The 21,389-nt window shown below is 67.0% G+C and carries 17 protein-coding genes and 5 pseudogenes; 7 read left to right on the top strand and 15 right to left on the bottom strand.

Annotation, left to right across the window (positions count from 1 at the left end; translation table 11 throughout):
* Nucleotides 1-6 precede the first annotated feature (6 nt).
* Nucleotides 7-1,116, top strand: a complete 1,110-nt coding sequence (locus GFS60_RS36405) for an IS630 family transposase (RefSeq protein WP_159929382.1) — start codon at nucleotides 7-9, stop codon at nucleotides 1,114-1,116.
* Nucleotides 1,117-1,120: 4 nt separating this feature from the next.
* On the opposite strand, the gene GFS60_RS36410 is transcribed toward GFS60_RS36405, so the two are convergent.
* The 11 genes and pseudogenes from GFS60_RS36410 to GFS60_RS39735 form a co-directional block, all read right to left on the bottom strand.
* A complete protein-coding gene (locus GFS60_RS36410; RefSeq protein ID WP_159929384.1) occupies nucleotides 1,121-2,380 on the bottom strand; it encodes a KasA/KasB family beta-ketoacyl-ACP synthase in 1,260 nt (419 codons plus the stop codon).
* A 232-nt stretch (nucleotides 2,381-2,612) separates the two neighbouring features.
* A complete protein-coding gene (locus GFS60_RS36415) occupies nucleotides 2,613-3,023 on the bottom strand; it encodes a DUF5313 family protein (RefSeq protein ID WP_159929386.1) in 411 nt (136 codons plus the stop codon).
* Complete coding sequence (locus tag GFS60_RS36420) at nucleotides 3,004-4,761, bottom strand: SulP family inorganic anion transporter (RefSeq protein WP_159929388.1); 1,758 nt, start codon at nucleotides 4,759-4,761, stop codon at nucleotides 3,004-3,006. The genes GFS60_RS36415 and GFS60_RS36420 overlap by 20 nt, the downstream gene beginning before the upstream one ends.
* A 328-nt stretch (nucleotides 4,762-5,089) precedes the next feature.
* Nucleotides 5,090-6,997: a phosphoenolpyruvate carboxykinase (GTP) gene (locus GFS60_RS36425; RefSeq protein WP_442972236.1), complete on the bottom strand. Its 1,908-nt coding sequence runs from the start codon at nucleotides 6,995-6,997 to the stop codon at nucleotides 5,090-5,092.
* A 59-nt stretch (nucleotides 6,998-7,056) separates the two neighbouring features.
* Complete coding sequence (locus GFS60_RS36430; protein ID WP_159929390.1) at nucleotides 7,057-7,935, bottom strand: hypothetical protein; 879 nt, start codon at nucleotides 7,933-7,935, stop codon at nucleotides 7,057-7,059.
* A gap of 120 nt (nucleotides 7,936-8,055) precedes the next feature.
* Nucleotides 8,056-8,421, bottom strand: a complete 366-nt coding sequence (locus GFS60_RS36435; protein ID WP_159929392.1) for an ArsR/SmtB family transcription factor — start codon at nucleotides 8,419-8,421, stop codon at nucleotides 8,056-8,058.
* 216 nt (nucleotides 8,422-8,637) lie between these two features.
* Nucleotides 8,638-8,793: a hypothetical protein gene (locus GFS60_RS36440; RefSeq protein ID WP_159929394.1), complete on the bottom strand. Its 156-nt coding sequence runs from the start codon at nucleotides 8,791-8,793 to the stop codon at nucleotides 8,638-8,640.
* Nucleotides 8,794-8,933: 140 nt separating this feature from the next.
* A complete protein-coding gene (locus tag GFS60_RS36445; protein WP_159929396.1) occupies nucleotides 8,934-9,227 on the bottom strand; it encodes a hypothetical protein in 294 nt (97 codons plus the stop codon).
* 234 nt (nucleotides 9,228-9,461) lie between these two features.
* Nucleotides 9,462-9,925: pseudogene (locus GFS60_RS36450) on the bottom strand (transporter substrate-binding domain-containing protein); the annotation flags it as partial.
* Between the two features lie 12 nt (nucleotides 9,926-9,937).
* Nucleotides 9,938-11,197 (bottom strand): ISL3 family transposase, encoded by a 1,260-nt coding sequence (locus tag GFS60_RS39730; protein WP_054248223.1) that lies wholly within the window; start codon nucleotides 11,195-11,197, stop codon nucleotides 9,938-9,940.
* A 124-nt stretch (nucleotides 11,198-11,321) separates the two neighbouring features.
* Nucleotides 11,322-11,849: pseudogene (locus tag GFS60_RS39735) on the bottom strand (transporter substrate-binding domain-containing protein); the annotation flags it as partial.
* Here GFS60_RS39735 and GFS60_RS36465 point away from each other — a divergent pair.
* A pseudogene (locus GFS60_RS36465) lies at nucleotides 11,838-12,865 on the top strand (steroid 3-ketoacyl-CoA thiolase); the annotation flags it as partial. The pseudogenes GFS60_RS39735 and GFS60_RS36465 overlap by 12 nt on opposite strands.
* A 232-nt stretch (nucleotides 12,866-13,097) precedes the next feature.
* On the opposite strand, the gene GFS60_RS36470 reads toward GFS60_RS36465, so the two are convergent.
* The gene (locus GFS60_RS36470) at nucleotides 13,098-13,988 is read right to left on the bottom strand and encodes a universal stress protein (protein ID WP_159929398.1); all 891 of its coding nucleotides are present in this window, start codon (nucleotides 13,986-13,988) and stop codon (nucleotides 13,098-13,100) included.
* Nucleotides 13,989-14,093: 105 nt separating this feature from the next.
* Between GFS60_RS36470 and GFS60_RS39740 the strand changes: the two are divergent.
* A pseudogene (locus tag GFS60_RS39740) lies at nucleotides 14,094-14,316 on the top strand (acetyl-CoA C-acyltransferase); the annotation flags it as partial.
* Nucleotides 14,317-14,336: 20 nt separating this feature from the next.
* Here GFS60_RS39740 and GFS60_RS36475 read toward each other — a convergent pair.
* Nucleotides 14,337-15,483, bottom strand: a pseudogene (locus GFS60_RS36475) (acetyl-CoA C-acetyltransferase).
* Nucleotides 15,484-15,759: 276 nt separating this feature from the next.
* Between GFS60_RS36475 and GFS60_RS36480 the strand changes: the two are divergent.
* The 4 genes from GFS60_RS36480 to GFS60_RS36495 all read left to right on the top strand — a co-directional run bounded on the left by GFS60_RS36480 (nucleotide 15,760) and on the right by GFS60_RS36495 (nucleotide 20,246).
* Nucleotides 15,760-16,416, top strand: a complete 657-nt coding sequence (locus GFS60_RS36480; RefSeq protein WP_236603716.1) for a DUF1275 family protein — start codon at nucleotides 15,760-15,762, stop codon at nucleotides 16,414-16,416.
* A 785-nt stretch (nucleotides 16,417-17,201) separates the two neighbouring features.
* Nucleotides 17,202-17,678, top strand: coding sequence for an NADH-quinone oxidoreductase subunit B family protein (locus tag GFS60_RS36485; RefSeq protein WP_442972237.1), 477 nt, complete (start codon nucleotides 17,202-17,204; stop codon nucleotides 17,676-17,678).
* A 291-nt stretch (nucleotides 17,679-17,969) separates the two neighbouring features.
* On the top strand, nucleotides 17,970-19,166 hold the full coding sequence (locus GFS60_RS36490) for an acetyl-CoA C-acetyltransferase (RefSeq protein ID WP_159929400.1): 1,197 nt from the start codon (nucleotides 17,970-17,972) through the stop codon (nucleotides 19,164-19,166).
* Between the two features lie 170 nt (nucleotides 19,167-19,336).
* Nucleotides 19,337-20,246, top strand: a protein-coding gene (locus GFS60_RS36495) for an IS5 family transposase (RefSeq protein WP_236603684.1) whose coding sequence is annotated in 2 segments (ribosomal slippage) — nucleotides 19,337-19,711 and nucleotides 19,713-20,246 — 909 coding nt in all. Because the reading frame shifts where the segments join, the coding sequence is not laid out codon by codon here.
* An 81-nt stretch (nucleotides 20,247-20,327) separates the two neighbouring features.
* Here GFS60_RS36495 and GFS60_RS36500 read toward each other — a convergent pair.
* Together GFS60_RS36500 and istB are read right to left on the bottom strand one after the other, a co-directional pair.
* Complete coding sequence (locus GFS60_RS36500) at nucleotides 20,328-20,477, bottom strand: hypothetical protein (RefSeq protein WP_159929402.1); 150 nt, start codon at nucleotides 20,475-20,477, stop codon at nucleotides 20,328-20,330.
* 85 nt (nucleotides 20,478-20,562) lie between these two features.
* Nucleotides 20,563-21,327, bottom strand: a complete 765-nt coding sequence (istB, locus tag GFS60_RS36505) for an IS21-like element helper ATPase IstB (protein WP_159929404.1) — start codon at nucleotides 21,325-21,327, stop codon at nucleotides 20,563-20,565.
* Nucleotides 21,328-21,389 lie beyond the last annotated feature (62 nt).

Consider the following 21,389-nt stretch of genomic DNA (forward strand, 5'->3'; position numbering starts at 1 on the left):
GTATCAATGGGTGATGGTCGTGGACCGAAGCTGGCCGCGCTGGAACTGAGTCAGGCCGAGCGAGATACGTTGCAGGGGTGGGCGCGCCGAGGTAAGACCGCTCAATCGCTGGCGACCCGGGCCCGGATCGTGCTGGCGTGCGCTGACGGCTTGTCCAACAGCGAGGTCTCGCGACAATTGAGGGTGTCGCTGCCCACTGTTGGCAAGTGGCGCAAGCGATTCCTGGAGGATCGACTGGAAGGCTTGAGCGACGAGGCCCGGCCTGGTGCGCCGCGCAAGCTGAGCGATGCCCAGGTTGAGATGGTGATCACCAAGACTCTCGAGGAGCAGCCGGTCAACTGTGACAGTCACTGGTCGACCCGGTCGATGGCGGCGGCGACCGGGATGTCCCAGACAGCGATTTCGCGGATCTGGAGGGCATTTGGCCTCCAACCGCACCTGGTAGACACGTGGAAGCTGTCGACCGATCCTCTGTTCATCGACAAAGTCCGTGACGTCGTGGGGTTGTACCTCGATCCGCCAGACAAGGCGATGGTGCTGGCAGTGGACGAGAAATCGCAGATGCAAGCGCTCGATCGCACCGCGCCCATGCTGCCGATGATGCCGGGTACCCCCGAACGTAAGACACACGACTACGTCCGCTACGGCACCACGAGCCTGTTCGCGGCGTTGGATATCGCCACCGGCAAGGTCATCGGCCAGCACCAGCGTCGCCACCGGCACCAGGAGTTCCTGCGGTTCCTCAAAACCATCGACGCCAACACCCCCGCCGAGCTGGACTTGCACCTGATCTGCGACAACTACGCAACACACAAGACCCCAGCGATCAAGAAATGGCTGGCCAGCCACCCTCGGTTTCACCTGCATTTCACCCCCACTTCGGGTAGCTGGCTCAACCTCGTCGAGCGCTGGTTCGGCGAGTTGACCAACCGCAAACTCCGCCGCTCATCCCACCGCAGCGTCAAAGCCCTCGAAGACGACGTCAACGCCTGGATCGCCGCATGGAACGAGAATCCAAAACCTTTCGTATGGACCAAGACCGCCGACGAAATCCTCGCAAGCCTCGCCCGCTACTGCACCAACATCAATAAAACAATTAGCGACTCGGGACACTAGGCTGTCATGCCTTCCCGAAGGTGAGCGCCACATTGTGGCCACCGAACCCGAACGAGTTGTTGATGGCGAAGTCGAATGCGCCGCGGCGGGGTTCACCCTTGACGACGTCGAGTTCGATGCCGGGATCTTGATTGTCGAGGTTGAGGGTCGGCGGGATGATCCCCTCGCGCACGCTCAGGACGGTGAGCACGGATTCGAGCGCGCCGACGGCACCGACGGAATGCCCCAGTGCGGATTTGGGTGCGTAGACCGCGGCGTGGTCGCCGACGGCGGTGTTGATCGCGTGCGCCTCGGCGGTGTCGCCGATCGGTGTCGAGGTGGCGTGCGCGTTGATGTGCCCGATGTCCGACTTGCCGAGTCCGGCCATGGCGATGGCCCTGGTCATGGCCCGGGCGGCGCCGGTTCCGGCCGGGTCCGGGGCCACGAGGTGGTATCCGTCCGAGGTGATGGCCGCGCCGAGGAGTCGGGCGTGGATTGTCGCCCCCCGCGCCTTGGCATGGTCCTCGGTTTCGAGGACCATCAGCGCACCGGCTTCACCGAAGACGAAGCCATCGCGGTCGGTGTCGAAGGGACGAGACGCTGCCGCGGGGGCGTCGTTGCGGGTGCTGAGGGCGCGCATCATCGCGAAGCTCGCGATCGGCACCGCCTCGATGGGTCCCTCGACGCCGCCGGCGACGATCATGTCCGCGTCACCCATGACGAGCATCCGGTATGCGTGTGCGAGGGCCTCGGAGCCGGATGAGCAGGCGGAGACCGGGGTGATGACGCCGCCACGGGCACCGAGTTCGAGGCCGACGATGGCAGAGGGCCCGTTGGGCATGATCATTTGGATGGAGAACGGCGAGACTTTCCGGTACCCGCCGGCGCGCATCTTCTCGACGGCATCGACGAGGGCATCGCCGCCGCCGAGCCCGGTTCCGATCACGACCGCGAGGCGATCCTTGTCCACGTCCGGGCTGCCGGCGTTCACCCACACCGTCCGACCGAGGATGAGCGCGAGGCGTTCGACCCAGCTCAACCGCCGCGTCTCGACCCGTGTCAGTGCAGAATCCGGTGACACCTTCAGGTGCCCACCGATCCGCACCGGCAGATCGAATTCCTCGACGAACGGGTCGTGGAGGACATCGATGCCGCTCTCACCGGCAAGTAGACCCTGCCAGGTGCCCTCGACGTCCCCGGCTATCGACGTCGATGCCGCCAGGCTTGTGACCACGACGGCGGGAACCCGCCGGCGGGTCGACGTGGAATCTGCGGCCGTACTCATCTGGTCCCGTTCGTCGGGCTGTGGGGGACTGCCGGAGCGGTGGGTGTGTCGTCTTTTCGGGTGCCGAGCATCGGTGTGGCGTCCTTTCCTTCGATGCGGATCTCTCACCGGACGGTGACCGGACGGGGGATTCGCAGTGACGGGTCTGCTGAGGTGCAGAAGGCGACCAGGTGTGCCGCCGGTGGTGTGGTCGCTGCCGACCGGGGCACGCTCCTCTCCCGGCGACGCCGGTTTAGGGGGCCGACCGGTAGCGGGACTCGTAGGAGGCTTGTTCGTCGTCGAGGCGGCGTTGTTTGTGGAGGTCGAGGAGTGCGGGGTCGAGGCCGTGGCTGACGAGCCGGTGGCGGAGGTAGATCTTCTTCAGTGCCAGCAGGAAGTACACGAACGGCAGGAACAGCAGCAGCACCATCCCGATGCGGATGATCCAGGGGCCGGGGATGAAGAGGAGTCCGGCGAGGATGGGGACGAGGGGGATGAGGCAGCGGGTGACGTAGCGGCGGGTGGCACCGGCACCGGTGGTGTCGTGAATGACCCAGGGGTGCAGCCGGGCCGGCAGGGTGCGGCCGGCGAGGTAGCCGAGGTGCTGACCGAAGGTCGGTGTCGTCGGAGGAGCGGGCGAGGGGTCAGGCGTGTTGTGGGTCATGGATCAGTCCTTCGACATCGTGGCTTATGTGATGGCCTTCGGTGAGCAGAAGCATCCGGGCGTAGCTGATCGCCCGGGGGGTGGTAGCGAAGAGGTGCCGCTCCTCGCTGCCGGTGGTGGTGAACACCCCGAGGGCTTCGAGCGGCCGGAGGTGCTCGGGTTTGATTCCGGAGATCAAGACGGTGATGTGGCGGTGTTCGAGTTTGGTGATGACGTCTTTGAGGACGAGGGCGCCGGTGGCGTCGAGGGCGGTGACCCGTGACATGCGCAGGATGACCACCTTGACGTCCGAGACTTCGGCGAGTTCGAGGAGGAACCGGTGGGCGGCGGCGAAGAACAGGGCGCCGTCGATCCGGTACGCGACGATGTGCTCGCGGAGCAGGTCGTGTTCCTCGGCCATGTGGTCGTCGGATTCGAGCGGTACCTGCTCGATGCGGGCGGATCTGGCGACCGCCCGCAGTGCGAGGATCGCGGCGAACGCGACACCGACCGCGACCGCGGTGACCAGGTCGAGCGCCACGGTCACCAGGAAGGTGGCCACCAGGACGCCCGCATCGGAGCGGGTGGCACGGGTGATGGCCAGGATCGAGGCGGTCTCGACCATCCGTACCGTGGTCGCCAGCAGCACCCCGGCGAGGGCGGCGAGCGGGATCTGCGCCACGAGCCCGGCCGCCAGATACACGATGCCCGCCAGGATGATCGCGTGCGTCAGGGCCGCGAGCCGGGTGCGGGCACTGGAGCGCACCCCCACCGCGGTGCGGGCGATCGCCCCGGTGGCCGGCACCCCACCGAACAGGGGAGCGGCGATGTTCGCCAAGCCCTGCCCGAACAGTTCGCGGTCGGGATTGTGCCTGGTGCCGACTCCCATCGAATCGGCGGCAGTCGCCGACAGCAACGACTCGAGTGCGGCCAGCGCGGCGACGGCCAGCGCGGGTGCGATCAGGGAGGTCAGCTCCCCGAGATGCAGAAAACTCACTGTGGGCGCGGCGAACCCGGCCGGAATGGCGCCGATCCGGGCAATGTCGAGGCCGAAGAGTTCCGCGACGACGGTCGCGGCGGCCACGGCGACCAGGGAGAACGGGATCCTCGGGAAGTAGCGGCCGCCCAGCAGGATCGCCGCCGCCACCACCAGTGCGGTCGCCGGAGTCAGCAGGGACGGGTCCTGCGCGAACTTGTGGACGGCGTCCGCCGCGCTCTGCCACACCTTCTCCCCCTCGGCGTCGGCGATTCCCAGCGCAGCGGGAAACTGCTGCAACGTGATGACCACGGCGATGCCGGCGGTGAACCCCTCGATCACCGGGGCCGGCATGTACCGCACGGCGCGGCCGACTCCGGCGAAGGCGAGAACGACCAGCACCACCCCGGCGATCAGCCCGACCGCCAGGACCCCGCTACCGCCGTGCTCGTGCACGATCGGCACCAACACCACGGTCATCGCGCCCGTCGGGCCCGAGACCTGAAATCGGGATCCGCCGAAGACGGCGGCCACGGCGCCGGCGATGACGGCGGTGGTCAGGCCGGCCGCGGCGCCCAATCCGGTGCTGATGCCGAAGCCCAACGCGAGCGGGAGCGCCACCAGCGCAACGATCAGCCCGGCCAACAGGTCCGCTCCGGGGGCGCGGATCGCCGGTTTCCACTCACTCCAGCGCGGCAGCAGCGCGGCCGCCGCACGCGCAGCGCGACCGAGAGGGTTCTCGGTCGCGTCGGGCGATGCGGTGGGGGTGGACGGTTCAGTCATCGAGGTTCCTCGGTGGTGACGGACGGTGGGCAAAATCCGGGAGGCGAAATGATCATCTATAATTGCTAATGTTAGCAAGTAACTATTATCGGAAGTTGAGTGATGCGGGTAACACGGATCGCGGCCCTGCGGGGGCGAATTCTGCAGTGCACCGAGTGTGGGCGGTGGTGTCGGGTGTCGGCGCTGCGGGCCGGCGACGACTGCTGCCCCGGGTGTGGGCGCCGGACGCTGGTCGTGGCCGGGACCGGACGGCCGCACCGCTCCGAATCCGGCACGGTCTCGAGCTGATCCGTGCTGCTCTGGCAAGGGGCCCGGCGCGCGTCCCGGGTCAGAACTGCGGTCGTGACCAGCGCGACTCCTTCTCACCGGAGGTAGCGTGGGCGCCCTTGCGGTGCGGGATGTCGCCGGGTTCGAGCTCGGCCAGGCGGAGCTTGAGGGCTCCGAGCTCTTGGCGCAGGACGTCGGGCAGCGTGTTGCCGCCGATCCTCGCGTACCACTCGTCGATCAACCGGGTCTCGGCCACCCATTCGGTCGAGTCGACCTTCAAGGCGGCGGCGATCTTGGTGTGATCGAACTTCAAGCCCGTCAGGTCGAGGGCGCCCGGGGTGGGCACGAAGCCGATCGGGGTCTCCTCGGCCTCCGCGGTGCCCTCGATCCGCCGCAGCGCCCATTCGAGGACCCGGGAGTTCTCCCCGAAGCCCGGCCAGAGGAACTCGTCGGTGTCGCCGCGGCGGAACCAGTTGACGTAGAAGATCTTCGGCAACAACTCGGCGTCCGTCCGGGTGCCGATGTCGAGCCAGTGCTGGAAGTAGTCCCCGACGTGGTAGCCGAGGAATGGCAGCATCGCCATCGGGTCGCGGCGCACGACGCCGACCTGCCCGGCCGCGGCGGCCGTGGTCTCCGACGACAGGGTCGAGGCCAGGAACACCCCGTGCTGCCAGCTGCGCGATTCGGTGACCAGCGGGATGGTGGTGGGACGCCGGCCGCCGAAGAAGATCGCCGAGATCGGCACCCCGGCAGGATCGTTCCATTCGGGGGCCACGGTCGGGCACTGGGCGATCGGGGTGCAATACCGTGAATTCGGGTGCGCCGCGGGCTCACCGGAGGCCGGGGTCCAGTCCCGTCGTTTCCAGTCCGTCAGATGGGCCGGTGGCGTGTCCGTCATGCCTTCCCACCAGATGTCGCCGTCGTCGGTCAGCGCGACGTTGGTGAAGATGGAGTTGCCCCGCTCGATGGTGGCCATCGCGTGCGGGTTGGTGTGGACACCGGTGCCGGGGGCGACACCGAAGAATCCTGCCTCGGGGTTGACCGCGTAGAGGCGCCCGTCCTCGCCGAACCGCATCCAGGCGATGTCGTCGCCGATGGTTTCCGCGGTCCACCCGTCGAGGGTGGGTTCGAGCATGGCGAGGTTGGTCTTGCCGCAGGAGGACGGGAACGCCGCGGCGATGTAGTGCACCTTCTGCTGCGGGGAGGTGAGTTTGAGGATGAGCATGTGCTCGGCGAGCCAGCCCTCGTCCTTGCCCATCTTCGAGGCGATGCGCAGCGAGTAGCACTTCTTGCCGAGCAGGGCGTTGCCGCCGTAGCCGGAGCCGTAGCTCCAGATGGTGCGCTCGTCGGGGAAGTGCGAGATGTATTTGGTGTGATCACACGGCCACGGCGTGTCGGTCTGCCCGGGGTAGAGCGGGGAGCCGACCGAGTGTAGACATTTGACGAATTCGGTGCCCGCGGTGAGCTTGTCCCACACCGCGGAACCGGAGCGGGTCATGATCTGCATCGACACCGCGACGTATGCGGAGTCGGTGATCTGAACACCGAATTTGGGCTCGGCGGCATCGAGGGGTCCCATGCAGAACGCGATGACGTACATCGTCCGACCGGACATCGCGCCGCGGTAGTGCTCGGTCATCACGGTCTTCATGTCGACCGGGTCCATCCAGTTGTTCGTCGGACCCGCGTCGGCCTGGAACTGGGAGCAGATGAAGGTGCGGTCCTCGACCCGGGCCACGTCTTCGGGATCGGAGACGCACCAGAAGGAGTTGGGTTTGCGCTCGAGCCGCACGAAGGTGCCCCGCTCGACCAGTTGTGTGGTCAAACGGTCCCATTCCGCCGCCGAGCCGTCGCACCAGACCACCTCGTCCGGCGCGGTGAGGGCGGCGACGTCTTCGACCCAGGACGCGATGCCGGGATGCGCGGTGGGGGCGCCCCCCAGACCGGACGCGATGGAGGTTGACACGATGTTCTCCTCGAGATGTTTTCGTCATGCGAGCGGACGGGGTTCGCGCCGCTCGCGGTGGCCTACTGGTGCTGGTTGCTGAATGGCGGTGCGTGGCCGATCGTCCTGCTCGCGTGCCGGGCGACGGCCGAGACCAGTAGCCGGTCGTCGAGGGACGGGAGCATCTGGTCGGCCGGGGTGATCAGCGCCAACGCCCGCACGCAGGCGGCCACCACCTCGACCGTCAACCGCCGCACACCGTGCCCGCACAGTGCGCTGAGCAGTCCGGGCAGCACCAAGGCGTCGTAGGCGTAGAGATCGGGAGGGACCACCACCGTGCGACCGGGCGCGGCGGTCTCGGGGGCACAGCCGGCGAGATCGACCAGGACGTCGTTGTGTTCCATCAGGCGGCGCAGCGGAAACGCCTCCGCGTCACGCTCGTGCCAACTGCTGAGATCACCGACCCCCGAGGTGATCAACACCGGCGCCAGCAGCGGTGCCCACTGGGGGTTGGTGATGACGACTCGGCCCGCGCGCGGCGGCACGCTGCGGCGGCGCAGGACGGTGATCGTCGCCGCCGCCAAGGGCACGGTCAGTACGTCGAGTTCGGTAATGACAAGAGGACCGCCGCCTTCTTCGACCTCGCGCTGCACCGACGCGGCGTCCGTGTGCCCCAATCCCAACACGAAGACCGCGCACACCCGGGACCCGAGCCCGATGATCCGGTCCGCGACCGTGTGCGGGTCGCCTGTGGTCAGGGGAAGGCGGAGGGCACGAATCGGGGTGCGGTCACGGATGAGGGTCGCGTAATCTTCCATGGCGACCCACGGCGTCCGGGTCCGCGCCGACCCGGCCGTGCGTGCGCGGGTGGTGGACACCGCGACGACGGCAACACTGATTCCCGCAAAGGACACACCGCCGTCGAGAGGGCTGCTGGCGCCACCATCGTGATTCTTCGTCACCGTTGACTTCCCTTTGTCGGATCGAGAGATGATTCTCCGTGCCACTCACTTATACGATGTACGCACTTTAGAAAATTCGCAAGTAGCGCGGGTGTGAGATTCCTGCCTTGGTGGGCCCCGTCAGCCCCGGACCTCACCCACCAAGGCAGGAGGTTCGGAAACGTCCTCGAGCAACTCCGCCTGGCCCGCCACCATCCCGGTGAGGATTCCGCGCGCGGTGGTGAGCAGATCCGCGATGCGCGGCGAGGTCAGGGCGTAGGACACCGACAGGCCCTCGCGTCGGGCCGTCACCAGGCCGGCGCGCCGCAGGATCGACAATTGCTGGGACAGGTTCGCCGGCTCAATCCCCACCTCGGGCAGCATTTCGGAGACGGCGTGTTCCCGTTCACTGAGCAGTTCGAGGACCCGGATGCGAGCAGGATGCCCCAATGTTTTGAAGAAGTCTGCCTTCATCTGATAGAGCGGTTGGCGCGAGTTCGCGGCCATGACGCCTCCTGTCGTCCGGGTCGATCCGGCGTCAGCGAGGTGTGTTTCGCACCCGCCGCGGCCGATTCTCCTGCATGGCGTGCAACCTACAGGTCCCGCAGGTTGGTTTACTTGCGAATCTTAGCAATTTGCTGGGGCTCGCGCTGCGGACCCGTCCCGGGCACGCCGAAATAGGCTCCCGCCACAATTTTCCGCCACTCCCACACGTCGACCAACCTATGCGCATCGGGCAGCGCCGTGGAGACGCCGAGCGGTGCAGACGCGAGGCACGTCGGCGTCGGCGACACCGTCGGGTTCGGCTCGGGCGGGGTTCGCCGTCTCCTCGATCGACGGCACCACCGCCCGGACCGGCGTCGCCCCCGACGCAGACACCCTGGTTCCGTCCGCGCTCTCGCAAGGTCCATCGTTGCCGAGTTCCTTGCCGGCGGCGCCGGGCCGCAGTGGTGGGCCCCACCGATCCCACGGACAACCAGTGTCCGGGCTGAAAAGCTAGGCAGCCCATTGTCCATCGATCAGCGCCGGGACCTGCCGAGCAGCCCGGAGCAGACGCCGAATTCGCACAGTTCCGCAGAGACCGCCGCCTGGCAGGCGAAGGCCGCAGTGTCACCCTGCGTCAGAGACTCCCAACACGAAGCATCGGCCAGACTCATCGCGCCCGCCAGCGCCGGTGATAACGCCGTCGGAGGCAGCAGTTCCACCTGCCGTCGGAGCACGGCGATACGGTCACGGACTCCCGGATTCGTTGCCGCCGCGTGTAACTGGGTGAGCAGGAGCGAGAATTCGCCCACGAGATACTGCTCGGTCATCGCCCTCACCTGCCGCACCACAGCCGAGGTAGACGGTGCGGACCCAGGCCGACACACGACCGTGCTGATCTGCCCACCCTGCAGCGGCTCGTCCCCGGTCTCGATTCGACCTTCTCCACGGGCGCCACCTCCCTCCAGATCGGGAGAGTTTCATCGTATCCTGCGCAATTGTGACGCAGTGGCCGATCTGGCTGCTGTTTGACATGGATATCTCGGCTCCACGGGCACGACCGGTCAGTCACGGTAGAGAGCGCCGGGCGGGCCGGCCGCCGGGCCCAATGGAGTCATCCACTTGTCGTAGAGAGCCATCCAGGTACCGTCCGCGCGCAGTCGCTCCAGGGTGCCGTTGAGAATCGAACAAGTTCGTCATCGTGCTTGTTGACGCCTATTCCGTACGGCTCCGACTCCAGCTCCGGTCCCACGATCTTCAGATTCGGGTCTTGCGCGGCCAGGCCCGCGAGGATGGAATCGTCGGTACTGGCCGCGTCGGCCTGGCCCCGCTGCAGAGTCGTCAGGCAATCGTCCCAGTCCGGCACCGCGACGATCGTTGCCTCAGGTGAAACACGCTGAATGGTGGCGAGAGAGGTGGTGTCGATGTAGGTACACACCCGTCTGCCAGCCAGATCCGACGGGCCGGTAATGGCCGAGTCCGCAGGTACCAGCAGACGCTGGGAGGCCTGAAAGTACACGGTGGAAAAACGGCTCTCCTGTCATGAATGTGGATGGGTTGCCGTGTGATATGGGAGGGTGAGGGTGACGGGTCCGCAGGCGAGCAGGATCAGTGCGAGGGCGTTCTCGGCGGTGTGGAATCCGTAGGCCCGGCGGATTATCAGCCGGACCTTGTTGTTCAGGCCCTCATGGCGTCCGTTTGCAAGTCTGCGGGCGATGGCCGCGAGGATGCCGTCGAGGTGCTTCCGGATGGTTTTGCCCACCTTGACGAACTGCGGTATGCGGCAACGCTGCGCCCACGAACACCAACGGCCGAGCATCGCGATCGTCTCCTCGTCGCCGAGATCGCCCGCGAAGACCGCGCGCAGGGCTTCCTTGAGTTCGTAGGCCCGTCCCAGTGCGCCGCCGTCGCGTTTGAGTGCCTCGAGCGTCGAAGCCTGTTTATCGGTGAGGTTTTCGGGATTCTTGAGCAGCGCCCACCGGGCGCCCCGGTACGTCTTCGCGATCTGCTTGTCCGACAGGGTGCGGGCGAGCTGCCACGCCTGGCGGCGCACGTCGTCGAGGGCGTCGGTCGCGAGTTTGACGACGTGGAACGGGTCGAAACAGATCGTCGCCTGCGGGGCGTGCTCGCGTACCGCCTTGACGTAGGCCGGTCCGAGGTCCATCGACACCGCCTCGATCCGCTGCGCCGCGCCCTCGGGCAGGGTGTCGGTGAAGAAGGTGCCGAGCGCGGCGGCGTTCTTGCCCTCGGTGCCCCAGACGATCTTGCCGGACTCGTGGTCGGAGACGAGGGTGAGGTACTTGTGGTGCCGGCGCCACGAAATCTCGTCCACCCCGATGTCGACCAGATTCGTGAACCGGTCCGGGGCAAGTTTGTCGGCGACCACCCGTGAACACATGGCCCCGACGGTGCGCCAGGTGACCCGGCAGAACACCGACACCGTGGACTTGTCGGTCCTGGTGGCCAGCCACACCGCGAGGTCCTCGAAGTCGGTCGTGAACCCGGAGCCGGGGCGGGCGAAGTCGACCGCCTCGGCGTGTACACCGTGCTCGGGGCACCGCAACCGCCGACGCCGCAGGGTGAGCACACACACCCGTCCGCCCAGGTCAAGATGCCGCCACGACGAGTCGACGTCCCGGGTGTCGTAGCGGTGCACGGTCGTGAAGGAGCAGTACGGGCACCGCATCCGGCGGCGTTGGGGACGCACCCTCACCACCACCCGCTCGTCGAGGATCTCGACGTCGCGGACGGTGGCCCTCGGTAGGCACAGCGGCCTGTTGAGTAGGGTTGAGGCGCGCACGGGCAAGCTCCTTTGGGCCGGTTGTGTAGGAACTTTCGACCCTACGGGCGGCCCGTGCGCCCACCCCCACACCACCTGCCTTACCACATGCAGGGCCATCCACATTCAGAGCAAGAGAGCCGAAAAAACTGACTCGTTGAGCGCGTTCACAGGTGATCGTGGTGGCGTGGACGACCACGTCCACCGCGTCGTTCTCGAGGGCTTCGAACCGGCCGTCGGAGGTGAGCAGCCGAAACTCGATTTTCGACGGATCGCCGAAGATGTCCCGGGCGATCTCCCATGCCAAGTCCACCTCGAAACCTTCGAGGGTGCCGGTGTCCGGATTCCGGAAGCTCAAGAGATTCGTGTTCTGATCGAGCCCCACGATGAGTCGGCCGCGTGCAGCGATGTCGGCGAGCGGTCCTCCAGGCGGCATCGCATCGGGAGTCACGGGTTGTCCGGGTCGAAGACTCGCCAGCGCGCCGCAGGACTCCGGGGAGGGCGGCGAAGCCGGAGCGCGACCCGAGGGCGGTATTACGCGAGCCCCGTCGGACAACGGCCGCTCGGAGTAGTCGCCGGTCACCGTCGTCGGCGGCGGCGGCTCCGCCGTGCAGGCGGCCAGGCCCACTACGGCTCCGGCACAGACACAGAATGCTCGCCACTGGTCGAGCAGGTGATCGGTGGGTGCGTGACACAGGCGGGTGAGCAGTCGAACAACGTCCCCAGGACGGCGTGGCTGCATGCCGGGCTGCCCTGGCAGGCCGGCATGCAGCCACGATCGACTGCCAGTGCGGCTCCGCCCAGCAGGCCACCCATCTCATCGCGGGCCTGATTGCCGCCGACGCCCTCGAGGTCGGCGTGGCCTGCGGCGTCGAGGCGATGAGCCGAGTGCCCCTCGGTGCCAACGTCGGCGACGGTGCGGGACCACGGCGACCGCAGTCGTGGAGCATCGACCTGCCCACCCAGTTCGAGGCGGCCGAGCGGATCGCGAAGCGGCGCGGCCTCTCCCGCGCTGACCTCGAGTCCTTCGGGGTCCGCTCTCAAACCCGCGCGCACCAGGCCTGGGATGAGGGAAGATTCACCGGGAAAGTACTGCCGATCCCCGCCCCCGTCGGGGGCGAGGACGGGACCGCGACCGATCAGGTGCGGTTGGTCGACCGCGATCAGGGGCTCCGCGCGACCACCGCACAGTCCTTGTCCGCCCTGAACCCGATCATCGAGGGCGGAACCCATACCGCCGGTACCTCCTCCCAGATCTCCGACGGCGCCGCAGCCGTGTTGGTGATGGATGCGACCAGGGCCATCGCGTTGGGCCTCACCCCGCGCGCGCGGATCGTGTCCCAATGCCTGGTCGGCGCCGAACCGCAGCTCCACCTCGACGGGCCCGTGCAGGCGACCTCGCGGGTACTCGACCGGGCCGGGATGACGATCAACGACCTCGACCTTTTCGAAATCAACGAGGCCTTCGCCTCCGTTGCCCTGTCCTGGGCATCGGTGCACCAACCGGACATGGAGCGGGTCAACGTCAACGGTGGGGCGATCGCGCTGGGTCACCCGGTGGGCAGCTCCGGTTCGCGGCTGATCACCACCGCCCTGCACGAACTCGAACGCCGCGACGGTGCCACCGCGCTCATCACCATGTGCAACGGCGGCGCCCTGGCCACCGGCACCATCATCGAACGACTCTAAAAGCCGCGCACGGGTCGGTCACCGGGCGCCTGATCGGGAGCCCACCCGGGTGATCCCGTGCCCAGCGACACACCCGCCGCCGAGCCGGTGGTTAGCCAAGGGCTATGAGACCATCAACCCGTGCCGATCGTGGCCTCCTCGTGGGACACGGGTACGCGATGCCGAGAGGTCGTCCGCGGCGATAGCAAGTCTGCAAGGTGCCGGTATCGCTGACGACGACCTGCTCTGAGATTCAATGGGGTTCGTGCGCGATCATCAAAGGGCATTGCGCGCTCTGCAGCAGCGCGCGACTGGTCGATCCGACGAGCATGCTTGCGTAACCACCACGTCCGTGACTACCCACCACCAGCAGCTGCGCACGTTCGGCCTGCGCGAGGAGGTTGCGTACCGGGCGATCTCGCACGATCACAGTCCGCACAACCACATGTGGATAGTCCTCGCGCCAACCTGCCAGGGTGTGCGCAAGGGTCGCCTGCGCGGCGAGTTCGTGCGGGGCCCAGTCGAATTCGGTGTCGTCGGGGAAGAACATGGAGAGTTTGTAGTCGGACCACACGTGCACGGCGACCAGTTCGGCGCCTCGCAGCGAGGCCTCTTCGAATGCCGCAGCGAGGACGGGTTCACTGTTCTTGGTCCCGTCGACACCGACCACCACCGGGCCGTCCAGGTCAGGCTCCTCCGGTCCGGGCAGCCCGCGGATCACCGCGACGGGGCACAGTCCGTGGGTGGTGAGAGCGGCCGCGACGGACCCGACGAGCATCCCGGTGAATTCGTCGAGGCCGCGCCAGCCGAGCACCACCATTTCTGCGGTCTGGACGTGGTCGAGGAGCACTCCGATGACTGGACCGCGGCGCAGATCGGTCTCGATCTCGAGGGTCCGTCCCCGGGCGGTCCGCGCGGCGACGTCGGCGGCGTGCTCGAGAATCTTCTTGCTTTCGGTTTCCTGTTTGTCGAAGTAGCCCGACGGGATGGCGTCGGGAACGCCGTACTGTCCCGGCGTCAGCAGCGCGGAGACCAACACCAGGGGCGACTCGCGACGCACGGCGGCCTCCGCCGCCCAGCGCACGGCGTCCAACGACGATGCGGACCCGTCTACCCCGACCACGATCGGTCGATTGATGTTCAACCTGATCTCCTTCCTTGCGCCCCCGGATATCGAAGCACGTCGAAACCCTGGCGGTGGCGTTCTACGAAAACCTTGGCCACCGTCGTTCGTTTCTAAATTTAGTGTGCGCCGATGGGTCCGGCCTCGATCAATCAGCCTGGTACCGATCCCACCGGGTCGAGGTCAACGGCGGCGCGATCGCGATCGGCACCCGCTCGGCATGTCCGGGCGCGAATCACCCACATCATGCGCTGAGCCGAGCCGCCGGGTCGGCGGCATCGGCGCGGCCGCGTTGTGCCGCGGCGGGGGAGGGGATGCTCTGATCGTCCGGGCGCCACCACGCCAGTAGGCCACGTCACCGCCCGCGAGTTATCCGAGGCGCTCGACAATGGTGACGCTCGCGGTGCCGCCGCCCTCACAGATGGTCTGCAGACCGTAACGCCCACCGGTGCGTTCGAGCTCGTGGAGCATCGTCGCGAACAGTCTCGTGCCGGTGGCACCGAGCGGGTGACCCAGCGCGATCGCCCCGCCGTTGACATTCACCCGTGCCGGATCGGCACCGATCTCCTTGATCCACGCCAGCACGACCGGCGCGAAGGCCTCGTTGATCTCCACCACGTCGATATCGTCGATGCTCAGACCCGTGCGCTCGAGCGCGTACCGGGTGGCCGGGATCGGCGCGCTGAGCATGAAGATCGGGTCGGCGCCGCGGGCGCTCAGATGGTGGATCCGGGCGCGGGGCTCGAGGTTGTGTGCCGCGACGGCCGCCTCCGATGCGATCAGCACCGCGCTGGCGGCATCGGAGAGCTGGCTGGCCAGGGCCGCCGTGATCCGCCCCCCTCGACCAGGGGGTTCAAAGCGGCCATCTTCTCGCCGCTGGTCTCACGCGGGCACTCGTCGACCCGGAACTCGCCGACTGCCGCGATCTCGTGGTCGAAACGGCCCGCCGCGATCGCCGCGCGGGCCCGCTGATGACTCTGCAGTGCCCAGCGTTCCATCTCCTCGCGGTCGATGCCCCACTTCTGATCAGCTCCGCCCCGTGGAACTGCGATACCTCGCGGTCGCCGTAGCGCTGCCCCCACCCCGTCGACCCCGAAAACGGTGTGGCGAAGCCCAACTGCTGCCCCACCGCCATCGCCGAGGCGATCGGGATCATGCTCAGGTTCTGCACGCCTCCCGCCACAATCAGATCGGCGGTGCCGCTCATGACCGCGTGGGCCGCATAGTGAATCGCCTGCTGGCTCGACCCGCACTGCCGGTCCACGGTCACCCCGGGAACCTCGTCGGGAAGCCCCGCCGCCAACCAGGCGGTGCGGGCGATGTTGCCGGCCTGCGGACCGATCGCGTCGACACAGCCGAAAACGACGTCATCGACCCCGTGTGGGTCGACCCCGCTTCGCCCGAGCAACTGTGTGATCACCCCGGCGTCGAGGTCCGCGGGATGCACGCCTGAAAGCGCACCGCCCTTCTTGCCGACCGCAGTGCGCAGGGCATCGACAATGTATGCCTCCGACATCGAACTCACTCCTCACCGGAAAATGGGTGTCCGCTCAGACCCACGAGCCGACCACACCACCAAGCATTTGCTTGGTTGTGTGGACGGTAGTCGATTCCTCTCCCCGCTGGCGACGGAGGGTGCTGGATTCCTCGACATGTCGCCCAGAGCGCCCACCGTGAGGGCAGTGGACACCCGTCACCCAACGATCCATGAACGTCAGCCAACCTGGTCAAGGCTCACCTTCCCCCTTACAGTTTCCGATAGCGGCAGGCGGCCCGGGCGGCGGGAGAGACCATGAGCACAGCCAATGCGAAAGATATGACAGCGAATCCGGGGACACGACGAGTAGTCGAGACCGCGGTAGCGGTGCACGTCGGCTTCGTCGACGCCTTCGGGTTCGTGCTCCTGGGCGGGTTCTTCGTCTCCTCAATCAACGCGACGACCACCACCACCGGTGTTGCACTCGGCGGCGGCACCTGGGGCGTCCTCGGCCTCGGTGCAGCGATCATCGGGGGGTTCCTCGTCGGCGTGGTGACAGCCGCTGTCGTGGGCCACCGGTGGACGCATCGGCGCGTGTCCCGAGTACTGCTTCTCGTCGCGGGCCTGCTCGCCGCGGGGGGCGCGATCCACTGGTTCACCGCGGCCCCAGTCGTGATCGGATTCTTTCTCGCGCTCGCCATGGGGGCCGAGAACACCCTCCTCGAAACCGGAGGCCTCCTGATCGAGACCGCGCAGCGCATCACGGACCGTCTCCTCGCCAAAGAGTCTCACCAATGGCTCCATTACCTACGACTGTGGAGTGCCGTCACGCTGGGAGCGATCCTCGGTGCGTGGGCGTACAGGGTGTTGGGCTTCAACTCCCTCTGGATCGCGGTGGGGGCCGCGCTGCTCGCCGGGTGTGTCCTCGGTAATGCTCCGGCCGGCGGCACCGGTCCCCGACGGGACGGATAGTTGTGCCCCGTCCGCAGCGGGTGAGGGCTTGCAGGTAGCCACCGGCGACTAGCCGGAAGCGCTCCGACCGAGCCCGACAACCACCCGCCGGACCGGTGATGCATCGCCTGCGGCGCCCTGTGGGACGTCGTCCTGTGCGGGCAGGGCAGGCCCGAAAATTCCGGGCGAGCGGTGACACGGATTCCGCCACGCCAGCGTCGACATGGTGGTGTGCGGTCGATGGCCCGACTGCGACCCGCAATCGGGTGTTCTCTCCGTCGGCGTCGCCGACGCGCCACCAGCTCATGGCGTCGAACCGGGGCGCAATTCTCGCTACTTAATAAATTACGCAACTGCTAATGTTGCGGTGTCCTGTGGAGTGCGCGCCGGTCGGGGGTGCGCACTCGCGCCGTCTGCTGCATTGAGGAGCGATCGATGATGACGCCGATGCATCCCTCTGACACCGCCGCCTTCTTCGTCCGGTGCGGATTCGTATCGAGCGGGTTACGCCTGGGCATCGCGGGTCGGTGCGGCCAGATGTTCGCTGATCGGGGAGTGGAGTCCTCTTCCTGTTCCCGGCAACGGGCGGTGCTTCGGCGGCCGAGACGCCGGGCCGGCGGGACGGTGTCCTCCTGCCCGTCGGTGGGCTGGTGGGTACCGGACCCAATGTCCCGGGCGTTGCTGATGTCATCGGCGATCCGCAACGCACCCACCGAACCGGTCGAGGGTTCGGGGAGTCCGGCGACACCTGGGCGCGGGGTGTGAGCGCCGTGACCGGTGGCGACCGCCGCGCACACCGTCGTGGCCTGCTTCGTCACATCCGCCGGCTCGGCCGGATAGCGGAGGGCGTGCCCGGGGGACTCGATGTCGAGGGCATGCTGGAAGCATTCTTGCCGGCGGCATCGATCCAAGTTCGGTATATCGATACTGGTTCCTGCAACGGGTGCTGGGTCGAGATCAACACCGCGCTCGCTCCGGTGCATGATGTGGAACGGTATGGCATCCGGTTGGTCGCGTCCCCACGCCACGCGAATGTGCTCCTCGTGACCGGCCCGGTCACACGAAACATGCTGGCCCCTCTCCGGGAGGCTTTCGAGGCGATGCCGCATCCCAAACGGGTTGTTACCCTGCATGACTGCGCACACGATTGCGGTGCGTTCGCCGGCGGTCACGAGGTGCTCGGAGCAGTCCGGGACGTCATCCCGGTCGACCTCGAGGTTCCGGGATGCCCTCCGACCACCGAAGTGATCGTGGCGGCTCTGCGGCACGTGACAGGGCGATGAGCCTGATCGCGGCCGGTATGGCGACCACCTCGATGTCGGCGGCAGCGGTCCGCGGCGGCGGTGATGATCTCGCCGGGTCTCGTCCCGGTCCATGTGTGGCGGTCTTCCCCCACCGAGATCGCCTCCTGAGCAACGAGTGACACACCACCAGTGGGGGTGCTCACCACGATCGACATGCTGGGGCAGCTCCTGGGGACAGATGTCCGACTCGGGCGCCAGCGCCCTGGTGATCTTCCCGGCAGCTGCGGTACGACAGCACCGAAGACCGTCCATTCGAAAGTTGAGATCACTTTGAAGACAAGCACAGTCATTGTCGCCGGAGCGCGGACCCCGCTGGGGCGCCTGCGCGGATCCCTGAAAGACCTGTCGGGGTCCGATCTCGGGGGCATCGCCATCAGGGGTGCCCTCGAGAAGTCCGGTGTCGCCCCGAATCAGGTCGACTACGTCATCATGGGTCAGGTGCTGACGGCGGGCGCGGGTCAAGTGCCGGCTCGCCAAGCCGCCGTCGCTGCCGGGATTCCGATGGACATTCCTGCCCTGTCGATCAACAAGGTGTGCTTGTCCGGTATCGACGCCATCGCGTTGGCCGACCAGCTCATCCGCGCAGGCGAGTTCGAGGTCGTTGTCGCCGGTGGTCAGGAGTCGATGAGCCGTGCGCCGCACCTACTCGAGAAGAGCCGGGAAGGCTTCAAGTTCGGCGACGTGACCATGCGTGATCACATGGCGTACGACGGTCTGCACGACATCTTCACCGATCAGGCCATGGGCCCGCTCACCGAGCAGCGTAACCGGACCGGCACCGCCGCGATCACACGGCAAGAGCAAGATGCCTTCGCTGCTGCCTCGCATCAGAAGGCGGCACGCGCGTGGAAGGACGGGCTCTTCGACAACGAAGTCGTCCCCGTAACGATTCCGCGGCGCACCGGCGGACCGATCATCGTCACCGAGGACGAGGGCATCCGCGCCGACACCACGATCGAGTCGCTGTCCGTGCTGCGTCCCGCCTTCAGCACGGATGGCACGATCACTGCCGGCTCGGCCTCGCCGATCTCCGATGGCGCCGCCGCCGTCGTGGTCATGAGTGCGGCCAAGGCCGACGAGCTGGGCCTGAGTTGGATTGCCGAGATCGGCGCGCATGCAGTGATGGCCGGACCGGATTCGACGCTGCAGTCTCAGCCGGCGCGCGCCATAGCCAAGGCCTGCGCGAGGGAAGCCCTCGATCCCCGAGACCTGGACCTGATCGAGATCAATGAGGCCTTCGCGGCGGTCGGCATCGCGTCGACCCGAGAGTTGGGCGTCGACCCTGCGAAGGTCAACGTCAACGGCGGCGCCATCGCCCTCGGGCATCCACTTGGGATGTCCGGTGCTCGCATCGTCCTGCATGCGGCTTTGGAGCTTCGACGCCGCGGCGGCGGTATCGGTGCGGTGGCACTGTGCGGTGGCGGCGGCCAGGGCGACGCGCTCATCCTGCACGTCCCCGCCTGTTGATCGGGCATGGGGCGCGGGGAAGGACCCGGGGTGGGTCCCAGGGCAATCGCGGATGGGGCGTTGGCCCTGATCCGCAGGCCAGGCTCACACATCCGCGGCCTGTATCTCGTTGACGGGAGCTAGGGCGTGTCTCCCAATGATTTGGGGTGTTGTGCTGCAGACTCTTCGCTGTGGCAGACGTTGTTAATCGGTTTGAGGTGTTGACGGACAAGCAGTGGGAGTTGCTTGCGCTGCTGTTGCCCAGTTCGGATGGGCTGCGGGGGCGGAAGTTCCAGAACAGCCGGCTCGTGGTGGAGGGGATGCTCTACCGGCTGCGTACCGGGCTCCCGTGGCGGGATCTACCTGCGCATTTCGGCCCCTGGAAGACGGTGTGGAAACGGCACCGACGCTACGCCGGGGATGGAACGTGGGATCGGGTACTCATAGCCCTGGCGGCGATGGCCGATGCCGGTGGCGACCTGGATTGGGCGGTGTCGGTGGATTCCACCGTGGTGCGGGTGCACCAGCACGGCGCCAACGCCGCGCGTGACACAGGGGGATCTACCGAATTACACGAATCTGCTTGACGAACCGGTCGATCACGGCATCGGCCGGTCCCGCGGCGGGCTGACCTGCAAAGTCCACCTGGCGTGCGATGGCGACGGACGTCCCTTGTCGGTGCTGGTGGGTCCTGGCCAGGCAGGCGACAGCCCGATGTTCGGCCCGCTCCTGGAGGGCATCTGCGTGCCGCGCATCGGTGGCGGCGCACCCCGCACGCGCCCGGACGAGGTCCGTGCCGACAAGGCGTACACATCCAAGGCCAATCGAGAACTGCTACGCAGCAAGGGCATCAAGGCGGTCATTCCCGAGAAGTCCGATCAGGTGGCCAACCGCAAGAACAAGGGCAGCGCGGGCGGTCGGCCACCGAACTTCGATGCCGAGTCGTACAAGGGCCGCAACGTGGTGGAAAGGGCCTTCAACAAGGCAAAACAGTGGCGAGCGGTGGCAACCCGGTATGACAAGCTTGCGCTGACTTACCGGGCTGGATTCCTTCTCGCCGGCATCGTCGAATGGCTCAAACTATTGGGAGACATGCCCTAGGTGCGTATCCCGTTCATGGGCGCGATCTGCGGCCCTCACCGGCTGATCCTCCCGATATCGGAGTCACAGTCGGCCTGTCGGTCACCCGGGCTGACCGTCGGCCACCAGGAGGTCCAACTTCTCGGATGAGCCGGGCATGCGGTTGAAGGCTGCCGACCAGTCTCCCTTTCGCCGCCAGGTCACGCCGATCTCGATGCCGTCCTCGTCGTGTGCCAGAATGTCGACCGTCACGTATTTCCCCAGGGGTGTCCGTCACGTAATTCCCCATGCTCGGGTGTGCTGAGTCGAGGGTAACCCGAGCGGATGGGGGTTCGGATCAGGTTGCGTTGGCGGTGCGGTGCCCGGGTCGTTTGCGGGGCCGGTAGGACGGGCCGTCCATCAGGGTTTGGTGGCTGGTGTTGATCAGCCGGTCGAGGAGCGATTCGGCGACGACCGGGTTCGGGAACAGCGGATACCAGTCCTTCGGGGCGCGGTTGCTCGTCAAGATCAGGGGTTTGCCGGCGATCGCCCGGTCCGAGACCAGATCGTAGAGATCGTCGGACTGGGTCGTGGTGTGCTCGCGCATCGCGAAATCATCGATGATCAACACCAGCGGCCGGGTGTATTCGCGCATCCGCTGACCGATGGTGCGGTCGGCATGACCGCCGGCGAGGTCGGCGAGCATCCGGGAGCACTTGACGAACCGCACGTCCCCACCGCGGCGGGCGACATGATGGCCGAGTGCTTGTGCCACATGTGTTTTGCCGACACCAACGGGTCCGTAGAGGATCACCGACTCTCCGGCGTCGAGCCAGCGCAGGGCGGCCAGATCCCGCAGCATCGCCGCCGGGAGTTTCGGGTTGGCGGTGAAGTCGAAGTCCTCGAAGGTGGCCTGTTGTTCGAACTTGGCCCGCCGCAGCCGACGGGCCAGCGCCGCGGTTTCCCGGCGGGCGATCTCGTCCTCACACAGCACCTGCAGGAACTCGAGGTGCCCGAGCTGCCCGTCCCGGGTTTGGGTCAGCCGGGCGTCGAGGGTGTCGAGCATCCCGGTCAGCTTCAACGTCTTCAACGCAGCCCGCAGGCTGGGGTCGTGAATTGTCATGACCATCCCCTTGCTCTTGTGAAAGTAATTGTTGTGCAGTGCATGTCATAGCCTCGCTCAAC

This window comes from Rhodococcus sp. WAY2, from assembly GCF_009859915.1.
Taxonomy (GTDB): Bacteria; Actinomycetota; Actinomycetes; order Mycobacteriales; family Mycobacteriaceae; genus Rhodococcus_F; species Rhodococcus_F oxybenzonivorans.

Excerpts from the sequence above, each read along its gene's own strand:
- GFS60_RS36405 (WP_159929382.1), top strand. The coding sequence starts at position 7 with ATGGGTGATGGTCGTGGACCGAAGCTGGCCGCGCTGGAACTGAGTCAG.
- GFS60_RS36410 (WP_159929384.1), bottom strand. The coding sequence starts at position 2,380 with ATGAGTACGGCCGCAGATTCCACGTCGACCCGCCGGCGGGTTCCCGCC.
- GFS60_RS36415 (WP_159929386.1), bottom strand. The coding sequence starts at position 3,023 with ATGACCCACAACACGCCTGACCCCTCGCCCGCTCCTCCGACGACACCG.
- GFS60_RS36420 (WP_159929388.1), bottom strand. The coding sequence starts at position 4,761 with ATGACTGAACCGTCCACCCCCACCGCATCGCCCGACGCGACCGAGAAC.
- GFS60_RS36435 (WP_159929392.1), bottom strand. The coding sequence starts at position 8,421 with ATGGCCGCGAACTCGCGCCAACCGCTCTATCAGATGAAGGCAGACTTC.
- GFS60_RS36445 (WP_159929396.1), bottom strand. The coding sequence starts at position 9,227 with ATGACCGAGCAGTATCTCGTGGGCGAATTCTCGCTCCTGCTCACCCAG.
- GFS60_RS36480 (WP_236603716.1), top strand. The coding sequence starts at position 15,760 with ATGAGCACAGCCAATGCGAAAGATATGACAGCGAATCCGGGGACACGA.
- istB (WP_159929404.1), bottom strand. The coding sequence starts at position 21,327 with ATGACAATTCACGACCCCAGCCTGCGGGCTGCGTTGAAGACGTTGAAG.